Origin of the sequence: Bacillus zhangzhouensis (genome assembly GCF_000715205.1) — a bacterium.
GTDB lineage: Bacteria > Bacillota > Bacilli > Bacillales > Bacillaceae > Bacillus > Bacillus zhangzhouensis.
The window spans coordinates 29,187-43,538 of record NZ_JOTP01000001.1 but is presented as its reverse complement, the minus strand read 5'-3'; the positions used below and the strand labels follow the sequence as shown (position 1 = coordinate 43,538).

The window sequence follows — 14,352 nt, the reverse complement described above, 5'->3', positions numbered from 1 at the left end:
ACACAGGGGTTTCTTTTTAAGACTCCAAAGACTTCTTTCTTTTCAATAATGCTTGAAATGTCTCTTCCAGCTCCTGAGAAGGCTCAATACTTAAACGGCTGAGCACTTCAGACAACTGCATATCAATTAACAGAAGCTCCTCTTCTCTCTTTGTAACAGATGGTTTTTCTTCCTTTTGCCTATACTCTTCATATGTGCCATCAAACCCTTCAATGCGTTCTTCGTGAACATGCAGAATACGAGTGGCGACTTTTTCAATGAGCCTGCGGTCGTGGGAAACAAATACAACTGTACCTGGGTAATCCTTTAATAGTCCTTCTAGCGCTTCAACTGCCGCCAGATCTAAAAAGTTCGTCGGTTCATCCAGCATGAGGACATTGGCATCACTGACGAGCAATGACGCAAGCATGGTCTTCACCCGTTCTCCCCCGCTTAACACGCTAGCAAGCTTATACACATCATCTCCCCGAAACCCAAGTCTCGCTAAAACCGTCCGAACCACTGTCTCATCTTGAACGGCCTCTTTCAGCACATTTTGTAAAATCGATTCATCTACCTTCAGTTCTGAAAGATCCTGACTAAAATAATCTAATTTGACTGCTTCTGAACGAGAAACACCGGGATGTCCATTCACAAGCATTCTGAGAAATGTCGTTTTGCCGCTCCCGTTCTTTCCAATGATGGCGACTTTGTCTCCGCCTCTCACTTCCACATTCGCCTGCTTCCAAAGCATTTTATCGCCCGCCTTGCCATCTACATTTTTCACTCGCAGAATGGTACGGCTTGCTACTTCCTTCATCGTATGCTGAGTCATTTGAATGGGCTGGACGTCCTTTACTCTTTCCACCTTTTCTAATTTCTCCATTCTTGTTTCAATGGATTTGGCTGTTTTTTGCAGCTTTTTTTGCTTATTTGCATAGTAAGGCTTTGCAATTTTAGGCCCTGAGGATTTCAGCTTTTGGGATGGTTTTGTGGCTTTGTCCGCTTTTTTCTTTTTCTTTTCCAGCGCATGCTCTAACTGTTTTTTCTTTTGTGTATAAGCCTCGTACGCTTCCACCTGCTGACGATGCGCCAGCTCTTTTTGCTGTGAAAAATGCGTGTAGTTGCCTTTGTATTGCTTGAGCACCCCATTATCCAGCTCCCAAATCTCCGTACATAACGCATCTAAAAAAGCACGATCATGTGAAACGACAATGAGGGCACCTTGATAATCACGCAGCTTCTCCTCTAGCCACTCAATGTGCTCTGTATCTAAATGAGTCGTCGGTTCATCTGCTAATAAAAGGGCAGACGGACGGCTTAAGGCCCTTTCAATATAGGTCTGGGTCATCTCTCCACCACTCTGTCTGCCATCAGCTGTTTTCAGCTGCGGAAGCAGCGTACAGGTCGTTGTGGCAGCAAACGTTCCACTGTCTGGTTTTTCTTGACCTGCCAGCACATGCAATAAAGTCGTTTTCCCACTGCCATTTGCCCCCACTAGACCAATGCGATCACCTTGATGGATAGCAAGCTCCTCAATATCAAATAACAACCGATCCTTTCGAAATACCTTTAACTGATTGGCTTTCAGTAACATCCAATCCTCTCCTTTCGTATCAGGAGACATGAAAAAGCCTCCCATTCTCAGAATAGGAGGCAAAATGGTGTACAAAAATAAGCGTATTGATACAGAATGACGTGCCGTTCGTTACCTGAACACACACATCCTACGTATCAATCACCTCATTCTTTGATTCCCAAGCTGTACCATCCTATTCCGAAGCTAAAAAATGAAAACGTAGCAAACATGGCAAATCAGTCGTTTGCTCACTGCCTTCGTTTTTTCATTTTGCTTACAGGTCATAGGATTAGTACTTCATTGCATTGGGTCACCCTTCCGTCGTTTGTTACGTATACGATAAAAGATTGGTTATTTTTTGTCAAGTGGGAGTCCTATTTGAATAGATCAGACGCCTTTGAAAAACTTTCATCTATTGAGTCTGTTTCGCTTGCATAAATTGATCAATCACACGTAATGCTTTTTCTGTTCCTCCTGCTGTTTGGAAGCTTTTTTCAATTTTTTCGATCCCATCACGATACGTGTTACTTTCCAGAACAGTCTCCACGGTTTCTCTTAGCTGCTTTGCCGTCAGCTGATCTTTATCAAGTGCGCGGGCAGCAGATAATTCCGTCAGCCTTTGTGCCACCATCGGCTGATCTTTGTCGACCGGAATGACGACCATCGGAACGTGATAATGAATGCCTTCATTGACACTGTTCATGCCGCCGTGGGTCACAAACACATCTGTCAGTTCGAGCACTTCAAGCTGCGGTACATAAGGCTCAATCAGAAAATGAGAAGGTGCCTCTTTTAAGAGAGACCTATCCACTTTTTCACCTGTTGCGAGGACCACTTTTCCATCAAAGTCTGCAAAGGCATCAATACACAGATTAAAAAATGCTTCTGTATCCCCAAGAACTGTACCCATCGAAATAAAGACGACTTTTTCTTGCTCAAGTGCTTCAAGCGGGAATTGGTGCTGATCTGCTCGTTTTAGAAAGCTCGGCCCGATGAAGACATACGAATCATTTAATGCATCGACAGACGGCTGAAAATATTCGCTTGTATACACCATATTCAGTTCTCCGCGGTTTTTCATGAATTGCATTAAACGTGTTGGCTGTACCCCAAAACGTTCATTTATTTTTTCTAACAAATGAGCGGCCTTTTCATCCTTTCGATATAGCGGTGTATCAAAATGCGCCTCTTGCAGCACAAAAGATGGGTTGGACCCGATGCTCGGAATGTGCAAGTAATCTCGAACAAGCTCCCCTGCTCCAAACATATCGAAGTAGACCAAATCAAATGAATGCTGCTGAGAAAGTGTCTCCACCACCTCTAAAATATCGTATGACGTTTGCAGCATGGCATGAAAGAATGGCTGCATGGAATCTAAATCGCTTTCTTCCACACTTAATGTGCGAATATAGTCTGGATGTATATGTACGTGAGCGCCTAAGCGTTTGATTCGTTCCTGATAATGTTCAGTTGTGACCGCATGAACTTCATCACCTCGATCCGTCATTGCTTTTATGATCCCTAACATGGGGTTCACATGTCCTTCAGCTGGGAACGTAATCAATAAAATCTTCGCCACAAGAAATCCCTCCTCATTGTCAATTCTCTTCCATGTTAATCATAGACAGCCATCAGGCTCAATCAATACGCCTGAAAAGGGAAGAAATGAGTCTTATGACTAGTATTTTGTGAGAATAGAAGAAAAAAAGACAAAGCCTCCTAATGAGCGCTTTGTCTTTTTGACATTATGATTTGAGCAGCATTTTTTTGAATGCAGCAGACTGTTTTTCAACCGAGATCGGATCTGCATAGATAAATTCATTGATCGAGTAGTGCAGGACATGCCCTTGTTTCACCGCTTGATTCTTCTTCCATACACCGCTGTTCGTGATATCAAGGTTTGGCGCTTTTCCATCCTTTGTTGGGACAAGTAAATAGTCACCAGTATACTGATTCATTTCTTCTAATGAAATGCCGAGATAACCTTCTTTCGGAAGTGCTTTTTCTGCCTTCTCAGGCAAGCTGAATCCGTAGCCTTGATAGATGACTTCCCCTCCGCGGCCAAAGTCTGTACCAAATAAGTATACTTGCTTTGGCTGGACATCCATAATGGAGAACGTCTTGTCAGCTCCAATTTTCGCTTTCACCTCTTCCCCATCTTTCTTTAACTGCTGATCCATTTCTTGTATTTGTTTTTTGGCTAACGCTTCTTTTCCAAGAATCTTTCCGATTTCAATATGCATCTCTTTGAAGCTGTGTTCACTTGTCGTAAATGTGATCGTTTTTGCAATCTTTTTATATTTTTCAACCTGTGCGTTTTGTGAATAAGCAATAATCAAATCAGGCTTCAGCTTTGCAATCGCCTCCACATTTTCGATAGGCACCCGCTTCACACCTGTTTCATCTAAAAAGGATGATTTAGGATACACATCCGTCATCCCAACAGGTGTCACACCAAGCTTTTTGAAGTTTCCAAGCTGCGCCGTTAACACAACAATACGCTTCGGCTTGGCAGGAATGGTGATCTTTTCACCCGTTTCGGTTGTATATGTACGTGTATTTGCTGCTTGCTCTTTATTCTCTTTCTGCCCGCATGCCACTAAAAATAATGCCAGCAGACTGATCAACCATATCATTTTTTTCACTTGCGAAACCACCTTTAATTGAGAATGATTATTAATTATAGCATAAATAGGCAATCTTAGATGAAAAGTTTTAGAATTGATGATTGATATGATTCAACACAAAAAAATCCCAAACGGAGAGGTGGTGAACAAGGTCAAGAACGCGCTCGGAGAACATATAATAGATTTAAGGAAATGCTGATTTATCAACATTTCCTAATTACTTCGTGCAAAAAACTTAGAGCACTTACAGCTTTCTTCTCTTTTATCGCACACAGTTAAGTTACTTTTCCCACTACTCTATTAACAAGTTATCTGCATGTGTATAAGAAATAATTTCGCGTTCATTTTTTTTGTCCAAGCATCTTCATCGTGAGAATAATCACTTATAGCTCTTGATCCATAATTTATAAATTTATCTTTAACCTTCATTTTTTTCAAAGGCTCTTTTCTGAAATATTGTTGCTATTAGAAAGCCTGTGATATAACAGACCCAGAACATTCGTTTGCAGGGAACTGACTCACTTAGAATTGCACAAGCAATTGGACAAGAATCTGCGAAGAAAAACAATGGTGTTGGAAGCTTGTAAACAAGTGAATTTTATGACAACAGCAACATTACGGGCATAAAAAAACCAGTTGATTGAGAGCAACTGGTTCAATAAAGGTTTTATATTGGATATTCATTCAACCAAATAAATGCTTGTTCATAATTATCAAAAAATTTTACAGATTCTTTTGTATTGGATTGTTGTAAATAATTCATTATCTCCCCTTCTTCAAGGAGAAACGCAATTGCCTTGCTTTGATTCAAAATGGTTTCATTGAAGAACTTATCTTTCCATGCTTTTTGAACAGAAAAATGATCTGGCGTGTATCCTTTTCTATCCACCAACAATTTGTATTTTCGCCCCTCGGAAATGAATTGCTGACAAACCTGCTCGAACTCATAAAACCATTCATTAACATCATCTGTTTTAATCTTGCCAATTAAATGGGTAATAATTAAATCTCCTGAAACTGTTGTGCTGATATTCTGTGTACTCAACTTGGAATCATCTCCCTTAGTTACAATTATGCGTATAAATCTCATAAAATCAATAAGGATAAATTTCTTACGCTATAAAGCAACATTATTTGCGAAAAAAGCCTTTTCAAAACAAAAAGGCATCCAATTATAGAATGCCTTTCGGTCAGTTTCACTTATTCAATTCGTCCCATGGTACGCCATCTGATCTAAGACACACCCATGCCAGCATACTTCTTTACAAGAAAATATCTATTTATTATGTTTTAGAAAGACTAGGACATGCTAGCTTTGACACAACACTTAGATATTATGCTCATGTGGTGAAGGAGCTTAGAGAAGAAGAAAATAAAAACACTTTTGATTTGTTTCAAAAAAAGTTATTACTTGAAAGTGCAGCGAGTGAAAAATTTGTGCAAAACGAAATGAAATAATATCGTTTACTCACGTAAATCCAATCACATAAAAAACAAAAAAACACTTTATTTCAAAGGGTTTTCAGCTTTTCCACAAATTATAAATCGAATTCTATCGGATACTCAAGACGCGCTCGGAGGGATTCGAACCCCCGGCAGACGTGGTACCGGAAACCACCGCTCTATCCAACTGAGCTACGAGCGCACGATATGTTTTTTGAACGTCAGCATATCAAATTATAAGGGAAATGCTGCAAGAAAGCAATAATGAATCATCAGACCTGCCAATGTATTTTCTTCTTTCAAATACATATACTCATATGATGGTTTGAAGTGCAAAAACTTTGGGGAAAATGGATAGAGGGATTTGATTTTAGGTCAGCGTTTTGTTTGACCTTTATTGACCAAAAATGTATCATTGAGTTACATACTTACCTAAAAGGTGAAGGAGGAACATTATGAATTTAATACCTACAGTCATTGAACAAACAAATCGTGGGGAAAGAGCTTACGACATCTATTCTCGTCTTTTAAAAGACCGTATTATCATGCTTGGTTCTGCGATCGATGACAATGTTGCCAACTCCATCGTGTCACAGCTGCTTTTCTTAGAAGCTGAAGATCCAGAGAAAGATATCTCTATCTACATTAACAGCCCTGGCGGTTCTATCACAGCTGGTATGGCCATTTACGATACGATGCAATTTATTAAACCAAAGGTATCAACTATTTGTATTGGTATGGCTGCATCAATGGGTGCGTTCCTGCTTGCTGCTGGTGAAAAAGGTAAGCGTTATGCCCTTCCAAACAGTGAAGTGATGATTCATCAACCACTAGGCGGTGCCCAAGGTCAAGCGACAGAAATTGAAATTGCGGCAAAACGAATCCTTTCTTTACGCGATAAACTGAACCAAGTACTTGCTGAACGTACTGGTCAGCCAATTGAAGTGATTGAGCGCGATACAGATCGTGACAACTTCAAAACAGCAGAAGAAGCTCTTCAATACGGACTCATTGACAAAGTCTTGACACGTAATGCAGAAGAACAAAAATAATGACAAAACAAACCGTCTGCTCCTTTGAACAGACGGTTTTTTGTTATTAAGACAGCTCCGTCCATTTCTGCTGAAGAGTTGGTGTTTGATAAGATGCCATCTGTGAAATCAATTCTTCCGGCTCTGCGGAAGAATGCAATAATTGAAGATGCGATTCATTCGAAAAACCTTCCTGTACACTGAACTTCACCATGTCAATGAGCGGCTTGAAATAGTCATTCACTTGATACAATCCGATTGGCTTTTGGTGAATCCCAATTTGTGCCCAGCATAACACCTCAAATAATTCTTCATATGTACCAAAGCCGCCTGGCATGGCAATAAATCCATCGGCCAGCTCGCTCATTTTCGCTTTTCGTTCATGCATCCCTTTTACTTCTATTAATTCTGTTAGCTCTTGATGCACAACCTCTCCTCTAAAAAGCCCTTTTGGCATGACCCCAATGACTTGCCCGCCATTTTTCAATACCTCATCTGCAATGGCTCCCATTAGTCCAATTCGTGAGCCGCCGTATATTAGACGGATTCCTTGCTCTGCCATATAAGCACCTAGCTCGACAGCCTTTTGTTTGTAGATGTCATTCACACCTGGATTCGAACCAGCAAACACACAAATCGTTTTCATCAAAACAGCTCCATCTCTCTCTATGATTTCTTCACTCACTCATTCTACTATAATTAATTGTAAAGAAACAGCCGATTCATCTATATATAGTGTAAAATGAAAAAATGAACACCATATAAGGAGCTGTATAAAGAAAATGCAAACAACTGAGATAGAGAAGTGGATCAAGGAGTTTTACGAAATGAGAAATTGGACAAAATACGGGCCGTTTATTCGGTTAGGCTTCCTTATGGAAGAAACGGGAGAACTCGCTCGTGCGGTTAGAGCCGTAGAAATTGGGCGTGATCGGCCTGATGAAAAAATACAAGAAACACTAGAGTTAAAGAAAGACCTTATCGAAGAAATGGGTGATGTGTTAGCGAATCTACTCGTTTTAGCTGATCTTTATGATGTGACATTAGAAGAGGTTTTCGCCTCTCATCAACAGAAACTCACAAAACGTTTTTCTACTGAGATAGAACAGGCAAAAAGCACGTGACCAAACTGTCACGTGCTTTTTTTATCCCCTTATAGATGCTGTGGTGAAATATCATCCGTTCGTTCAAAGAAATGCTGCTTTCCAATATGATGGAAAAGGCCAGTACGATGCAAAAGTTCCTTTGGCTGTGATTGAAGTCCGACAATCATCAGTTTTCCGTTATGATGCTTTAAACGATTGGAGATATTCATCAGGACCGCTTCTGCTGATGTATCCATATAATTGACTTTATTCATGAGCAGGATGAGCGTTTTCGGCTTTGTCTGGACATGATCCAAAATCGAATTTTCCAATGAATCTGTTGTACCGAAGAACAGTGGTCCCTCAATGGAATACATACTAATTCCTTTCTGATCGGCGTGTTTTTCTAAAGTGGCTGCCGTTTCTATTTGGGGAACCGCAACATTTGCATGAATGTTGGTCGTCTGGCTCATTTTTTTGATAAAGGCGATAAATGCTAAAATGAGACCTGCGGTGACCCCAATAATCAAATCACCTATGACCGTTAAGAGGAAGGTCACGACAAGTACAAGTGAATCCGCATTTCTCACTTTCACAATATTCATAAACTCTTTTTTCTCACTCATATTCCAAGCAACAAACATTAAAATTGGTGCCATGGCAGCAAGTGGAATCATGGATGCATATGGCGCAAATAGCATTAAGATGAGCAATACAACGACGCCATGCACAACACCTGAAATCGGACTTGCTCCGCCATTTTTGATGTTCGTTGCCGTACGTGCAATCGCTCCAGTTGCTGGAATCCCTCCGAAGAGCGGTGCCGCCATATTGGCGATTCCTTGCCCGACAAGCTCCTTGTTGCTGTCATGCTTAGAGCCTTTCATATGATCGGCGACCATTGCTGACAAGATCGACTCCACGCCGCCTAACAGCGCAATGACAATTGCTGGAGGCAGCAGGTATATCATTTTTTCAATCGTTAATTCAGGAAAAGCGAAGCTTGGCAGCTGGCGAGGGATTTCGCCATATGCAGAGCCAATTGTTTCAACTTGTCCTTGAAAAAAGAGAACGGCTACAAATGTTGAAACGAGTAGACCTAATAGAGCACCAGGTATTTTGGGAATGTATTTTTGCGCCACCAAAATCACGATGAGCCCGATGACGGCTGTGATGATAGCGAGACTATTTGTGGTACCGAGATGGACCACGATTTCTCTCATATTGAGGAAAAAGCTTTCATGCTTTTCAACACCCTTTAATCCGAGGAAGTTGGCAATCTGCCCTGAAAAAATAATGACAGCAATGCCAGCAGTAAAGCCGATGATAACCGGACGAGGAATAAATTTCATGAGCTTCCCTAGTTTGAATATTCCGAACAATACAAGCATACAGCCTGCCATAAAACCGGCAATGAGCAAGTTTTCAATACCGTACTGGCTGACAATTCCGAATAAAATCGGAACAAACGCCCCGGTCGGCCCGCCGATCTGATACTTTGAACCACCGAACAATGAAATCAAAATGCCTGCAACGATGACTGTGTATAATCCATATTCTGGTCCGACACCAGATGCAATGGCAAATGCCATGCCTAAAGGAATTGCCACAACGCCCACGACAAGCCCAGCGATTAAATCACGTCTAAACTTTGATGTATCATAACCTTCAAATCTTCCATAAAAACGCATGGTATGTGTTGGCCTCCTTCAAGTATGTGTAGATGATTTAGGTATACTGTGGATCGATCTGTTTGTCTTTTACAACGACATCTAGCTTTCCTGTTGCTGGATGAATCACCAGTCCATGAACAGCCACATCATTTGGCATAAGCGGATGTTCCTTGACTAATTTCACGCTTTGGGACACGCTCTCTTCAACCGAATCAAAGCCTGTCAGCCAGCCCTTTAAATCAACCCCTGAGTTTTTCACAATGCTCAAACATTTCTCTTCGATTCCGCGTGCTTTGGCCTTTTCAAGTAAAGGATCTGCCGCAAGACCTGCCATTCCGCATTCATGATGTCCCACAATGCACACTTCCTCTGCTTTCAGCTCATAAATGGCTAGTAAAATACTCCGCATGACACTGCCAAATGGATGTGTGACGATGGCTCCTGCATTTTTAATGATCTTCGCATCACCGTTACGAAGCCCCATGGATTGGGGTAATAATTCCAACAGGCGTGTATCCATACAAGTTAATATAACCAATTTCTTCTCAGGAAATTTTCCCGCCTTGAAAGGCTCATACTGTCTCTCTTTCACAAAATCTGCATTGTGCTGAAGAATCTGTTCTAATGTTGATCCCATCTTGCCATCTCCCATCTTTTTTTAAGCTGTAACGCCTTGCCTGTCCTCCTTTTCCCTTGTGTGCTCTCAAGCATAGAGAAGAAAAATGATAGAAAAAAAAGAAAAAAATGAGAAAACGATGAGAAAAAATGTAAGCATTTTCTCTATTTTGCCCTTTATTCCGCTTCAGCACATGGGATATGCGGCTTTTGCTTTCAAATAATGGCTCTCATTTCAACAAAAGACGATGAAAAGGTTTAGTAGAAAATGGACGTCCCGTTTAATACACTTCAAATATAATAAATTTTCTATCAAAAAGCCTCGATCTATTTTCCAGTTTGTCAGATTATCTCTCAAAACATCCGGCATTTTTCTATGCCACATCTACTAATTACTCGTTTTTCTACATAATAAAAAGACGTCAGATGGCTGATGAATTTAGTCTTTCACTAAAAAAACGTCTTCTTTCCCATTATTTCAGTATATTAAATATTGAGTAGCTCATATTCAAACGTGTACTGCCAAAATGGTTGCTTTATAATAAAAGGAGAAAGATGACCAACCATTTGAAAGGAGCGAGTTGATGATAAAGCCACATATTTTTGTCGCCAAACCCTTACCTGCCTCTTTTGAGGAGATGCTAAAGGAACATTGTACATACGAGGTGTGGCAATCCAAGGACCCCATTCCAAGAGATATTTTATTTGAGAAGCTACAACATGCTGATGGCCTTTTGACGTCTGGAACGAAAATCGATCAGGAGCTATTAGATCACGCACCAAAACTCAAGGTGGTGAGCAATAACTCTGTCGGCTATGACAACTTTGATATAAAAGCCATGAAACAAAGAGGGGTGCTCGGCACGCACACTCCTTATACACTTGATCATACCGTCGCTGATCTTGCCTTTTCGCTCATTCTCTCCTCTGCGAGAAGAATTGCTGAGCTTGATCGTTTTATCCGCGAGGGGAAATGGACGAAATTTGTACAGGAAGAAGATATATTTGGCATCGATGTTCATCATCAAACGCTCGGCATTATTGGCATGGGCCGTATAGGGGAGCAAGTAGCCAAACGGGCAGCACTTGGTTTTGATATGAACGTCCTCTATCATAACCGGAGTCGGAATGAAAAGGCTGAATCGACGTATGGCGCTGTGTATTGCGCACTTGATGACCTGCTGAAGCAAGCCGATATCATTGTCTTGATCACACCGCTAACCGAAGAAACGTATCATATGATGGGAGAACGAGAATTTAAGTTAATGAAGCAGACAGCTTTATTCGTGAACATCTCCCGCGGAAAAACAGTGGATGAGCAAAGTCTGATTCAAGCGCTTCAGGAGGGATGGATCAAAGGGGCAGGTCTTGATGTGTATGAGCAAGAACCGCTTCAAGAAGATCATCCATTCAAGGAGATGAACCAGGTTACTCTTGCCCCTCACATCGGTTCAGCTACTGAAACAACAAGAGATCTCATGCTCAAACGAGCCATTCATAATGTGATTCATGGAATTGATGGAAAGGCCCCTGTTGATGTTGTGAAGGAGCTTGCCACAACTTAATGGGAAAAGGCGCAGGGAACTGCGTCTTTTTATTTATTTCATCAGAATGGATTCGGGAAAAAAGCCTCATTTTAGCAAAGATCCTGATTCTTTACATTTCCTTCATGTTCGGGTGCTATAATATGGGGTAGACAAGCAACAAGAGGACAGCATCCGATTTCCTTTATAGGAGGATGAAGATGAAGATGAAAAAAATAAGTTCGATTTTTACTATGTTCGCTCTGATCGCTGCTATTCTGTTTTCTGGATTTATCCCGCAGCAAGCTCAAGCAGAAACACCTCTTACACCAACAACCACGAATGAAGCGGCTTCCATTCAACTTGCACCAGATTTGCGAACCCTTGCCGTCATTAATACGTTTGATGGAGTGGCAGACTATTTAATTCGCTACAAGCGACTACCTGATAATTACATCACAAAATCACAAGCAAGTGCTCTTGGATGGGTTGCATCGAAGGGAAATCTAGCGGAGGTTGCGCCAGGCAAAAGCATCGGTGGAGATGTTTTCTCTAACCGGGAGGGACGTCTTCCTTCAGCCAGCGGCCGAACATGGCGTGAGGCAGATATCAACTACGTCTCCGGCTTCCGTAATGCTGACCGCCTCGTGTATTCAAGTGACTGGCTCATCTACAAAACAACAGACCACTATGCGACATTTACACGTATTCGTTAATCAATGAAAAAGACAGCCCTAGGTCAAACGGGCTGTCTTTTGATGTTGTTCACGGTATAAGGGTTTTCACGTAATCCTCAAAAGGCTGCGGGAGCGGCTTTTTCGACACTTCTTCTTGTTCATGTGTGGTGACATGATCCTCCGTGACGACCACACGTCCTGTTGGCGTCAGCTTTGAAGCAAGCGGTCTTTTGTTAAAAGGGGATGCTTCATTTTCATAAATCTCCTGCCTCATTTGGACCAAAGTGTGCTCATCGACTTCTTTTAATGTAAAAGCATAGCCTGTTTCAGCACCTTCTCCCCTATCTAATTGGAGCAAGTGTGTCCCTTTTTCGGTTTCCTCTGCTTTGACGCGAAAATGAATAGACGATGCTTCCACCCATTCTCCTGTAAAGGGTACAGGCTGAAGTGGTAAATTGGCTCCGAAACCTGCATCAATGAGGAAGCGTTCGTTTTGATGTTTCAGGACTATGGCTACATGCGTGCCATCAATTGCCCACGTGTCCGCTTCATTGTTATACACTGTCCCTTGAACGAGCTGTACAGCGAGTCCTGCCTCTTTTAACACATAAGATAAGAGAGGATTGAGATCATAACAAAGACCTCCTCTCTTTCCTTCAAGAAGATGCTGCTTCAACCCTTCTTGATCCAAGTCGTAGGATTGTTTGTTCAGCACAGATCTGTTTTCGAATGGAAACGTATACGCCATCTTTTTTAATAAAGCAGGCAAGTGATCAAAGGTGATGGACTTGCCTTCGTATCCGATCTTCTGTAAAAAGGCTGATTGAATCATCCACATTCCCTCCTAAAAAAACTGAGCCTATGAAGAGACTCAGTTTTCTTGATTGATAAAATCCGTTAACGCATCAATGGCTTCCTGTTCATCTGCACCATCTGCAATCAGTTTGACAGTGACCCCAGAGCTGATCGCAAGACTCATGAGACCCATAATGCTCTTCGCATTGACCTTCTTTCCATCTTTCTCTAGAAAAATATCAGCACCAAAGCGATTGGCTTCTTGTACGAACAAAGCAGCTGGACGTGCCTGTAAACCTGTTTTCAGCTGGATTGTGACCGTTTTTTCCACCATATGATCTGCCTCCCTTTTTTATTTCCCTATTTAAGTGTAACAGCTTGTCCGTTTCGTAATTGTTCTGCAATTTGATCTAGCTTTCTTAAGCGGTGGTTAATGCCTGATTTGCTGATTTTGCCGCTTTCCACCATTTCGCCAAGTTCCTTTAGCGTGACTTCTTGATAGTCGATTCGAAGTTTCGCAATTTCACGCAGTTTATCCGGCAGGGCATCAAGTCCAATTTTTTCATCAATGAATTGAATGTTTTCGACTTGACGCAGTGATGCACCGATCGTTTTATTCAAGTTTGCTGTTTCACAATTGACGAGCCGGTTCACGGAATTCCTCATATCTCGGACAATTCGCACGTCTTCAAAACGAAGCAATGAGTTATGAGCACCCACAACACTTAAGAATTCCGTAATTTTCTCCGCTTCCTTCATGTATGTGATATACCCTTTTTTGCGTTCAAGAGTTTTACTGTTGAGATGGAATTGATTCATCAGCTCACAAAGGGCATCGTTATGTTCTTTATATAGTGAAAAAATCTCAAGGTGATAGGAAGACGTTTCTGGGTTATTCACAGAGCCACCTGCTAAAAAAGCACCTCTCATATAGGAACGCTTGCAGCATCTTTTCTTCACAAGTTCTTCTGAAATATTGCGCTCAAATACAAATTGTTCACCTAATATTTTCAAATCCTCTAAAATGGTTTTCGCTCGTTCTACCAGTCTGACAATATACACATTATTCTTTTTTAATCTCATTTTCTTACGTACGAGCAGCTCGACTGTCACATCATATTTCTTTTTGAGCAGCGTATAAATACGTCTTGCAATGGCTGCGTTCTCTGTCTGTATATCTAAAATCAATTTTCGATTTGAGAAAGATAATGAACCGTTCATACGGATGAGGGCAGAAAGCTCTGCTTTTGAGCAGCAGTCCTTCACGTCCAGATTAGTCAGCTCTTTTTTTGTTTCGGATGCAAATGACATCCTTGCCACCCCCA

General features: G+C 41.4%; 15 protein-coding genes and 1 tRNA gene. 5 read left to right on the top strand and 11 right to left on the bottom strand.

Annotated elements, in window-relative coordinates; translation table 11 throughout:
- Positions 1-16: 16 nt before the first annotated feature.
- The 4 genes from abc-f to BA70_RS00225 all read right to left on the bottom strand — a co-directional run bounded on the left by abc-f (position 17) and on the right by BA70_RS00225 (position 5,275).
- Complete coding sequence (gene abc-f / locus BA70_RS00240; protein ID WP_193352335.1) at positions 17-1,576, bottom strand: ribosomal protection-like ABC-F family protein; 1,560 nt, start codon at positions 1,574-1,576, stop codon at positions 17-19.
- A gap of 394 nt (positions 1,577-1,970) precedes the next feature.
- The gene (locus BA70_RS00235) at positions 1,971-3,137 is read right to left on the bottom strand and encodes a macrolide family glycosyltransferase (RefSeq protein WP_034316634.1); all 1,167 of its coding nucleotides are present in this window, start codon (positions 3,135-3,137) and stop codon (positions 1,971-1,973) included.
- A gap of 166 nt (positions 3,138-3,303) precedes the next feature.
- Complete coding sequence (locus BA70_RS00230; RefSeq protein ID WP_034317420.1) at positions 3,304-4,194, bottom strand: ABC transporter substrate-binding protein; 891 nt, start codon at positions 4,192-4,194, stop codon at positions 3,304-3,306.
- A gap of 658 nt (positions 4,195-4,852) precedes the next feature.
- Positions 4,853-5,275 (bottom strand): STAS/SEC14 domain-containing protein, encoded by a 423-nt coding sequence (locus BA70_RS00225; RefSeq protein WP_078061605.1) that lies wholly within the window; start codon positions 5,273-5,275, stop codon positions 4,853-4,855.
- 89 nt (positions 5,276-5,364) lie between these two features.
- Between BA70_RS00225 and BA70_RS00220 the strand changes: the two genes are divergently transcribed.
- Positions 5,365-5,643 (top strand): tyrosine-type recombinase/integrase, encoded by a 279-nt coding sequence (locus BA70_RS00220; protein WP_078061624.1) that lies wholly within the window; start codon positions 5,365-5,367, stop codon positions 5,641-5,643.
- 111 nt (positions 5,644-5,754) lie between these two features.
- Here BA70_RS00220 and BA70_RS00215 read toward each other — a convergent pair.
- A tRNA-Arg gene (locus tag BA70_RS00215) sits at positions 5,755-5,830 on the bottom strand.
- 253 nt (positions 5,831-6,083) lie between these two features.
- Here BA70_RS00215 and clpP point away from each other — a divergent pair.
- The gene (clpP, locus tag BA70_RS00210; RefSeq protein ID WP_003212962.1) at positions 6,084-6,680 is read left to right on the top strand and encodes an ATP-dependent Clp endopeptidase proteolytic subunit ClpP; all 597 of its coding nucleotides are present in this window, start codon (positions 6,084-6,086) and stop codon (positions 6,678-6,680) included.
- A gap of 46 nt (positions 6,681-6,726) precedes the next feature.
- Here clpP and BA70_RS00205 read toward each other — a convergent pair whose 3' ends face one another.
- A complete protein-coding gene (locus BA70_RS00205; RefSeq protein ID WP_034316626.1) occupies positions 6,727-7,305 on the bottom strand; it encodes an LOG family protein in 579 nt (192 codons plus the stop codon).
- Between the two features lie 136 nt (positions 7,306-7,441).
- Here BA70_RS00205 and BA70_RS00200 point away from each other — a divergent pair, with 136 nt between their 5' ends.
- The gene (locus BA70_RS00200) at positions 7,442-7,783 is read left to right on the top strand and encodes a MazG nucleotide pyrophosphohydrolase domain-containing protein (RefSeq protein ID WP_034316625.1); all 342 of its coding nucleotides are present in this window, start codon (positions 7,442-7,444) and stop codon (positions 7,781-7,783) included.
- 29 nt (positions 7,784-7,812) lie between these two features.
- Here BA70_RS00200 and BA70_RS00195 read toward each other — a convergent pair whose 3' ends face one another.
- The gene (locus BA70_RS00195) at positions 7,813-9,435 is read right to left on the bottom strand and encodes a SulP family inorganic anion transporter (RefSeq protein WP_034316624.1); all 1,623 of its coding nucleotides are present in this window, start codon (positions 9,433-9,435) and stop codon (positions 7,813-7,815) included.
- A gap of 37 nt (positions 9,436-9,472) precedes the next feature.
- A complete protein-coding gene (locus BA70_RS00190) occupies positions 9,473-10,054 on the bottom strand; it encodes a beta-class carbonic anhydrase (RefSeq protein WP_034317417.1) in 582 nt (193 codons plus the stop codon).
- 562 nt (positions 10,055-10,616) lie between these two features.
- On the opposite strand from BA70_RS00190, the gene BA70_RS00180 reads away from it, so the two are divergent.
- Both BA70_RS00180 and BA70_RS00175 read left to right on the top strand, forming a co-directional pair.
- Positions 10,617-11,597 (top strand): 2-hydroxyacid dehydrogenase, encoded by a 981-nt coding sequence (locus BA70_RS00180; protein WP_149865332.1) that lies wholly within the window; start codon positions 10,617-10,619, stop codon positions 11,595-11,597.
- A gap of 185 nt (positions 11,598-11,782) precedes the next feature.
- On the top strand, positions 11,783-12,271 hold the full coding sequence (locus BA70_RS00175) for a ribonuclease (RefSeq protein WP_034317411.1): 489 nt from the start codon (positions 11,783-11,785) through the stop codon (positions 12,269-12,271).
- A 49-nt stretch (positions 12,272-12,320) separates the two neighbouring features.
- Here BA70_RS00175 and BA70_RS00170 read toward each other — a convergent pair whose 3' ends face one another.
- From BA70_RS00170 to whiA, 3 genes are read right to left on the bottom strand one after another with little or no spacing between them, the layout of a single operon-like run.
- On the bottom strand, positions 12,321-13,064 hold the full coding sequence (locus tag BA70_RS00170) for an arylamine N-acetyltransferase family protein (protein ID WP_034316622.1): 744 nt from the start codon (positions 13,062-13,064) through the stop codon (positions 12,321-12,323).
- 39 nt (positions 13,065-13,103) lie between these two features.
- Positions 13,104-13,361, bottom strand: coding sequence for an HPr family phosphocarrier protein (locus BA70_RS00165; protein ID WP_008348124.1), 258 nt, complete (start codon positions 13,359-13,361; stop codon positions 13,104-13,106).
- Positions 13,362-13,387: 26 nt separating this feature from the next.
- On the bottom strand, positions 13,388-14,338 hold the full coding sequence (gene whiA, locus BA70_RS00160) for a DNA-binding protein WhiA (protein ID WP_034316620.1): 951 nt from the start codon (positions 14,336-14,338) through the stop codon (positions 13,388-13,390).
- Between the last annotated feature and the right edge of the window lie 14 nt (positions 14,339-14,352).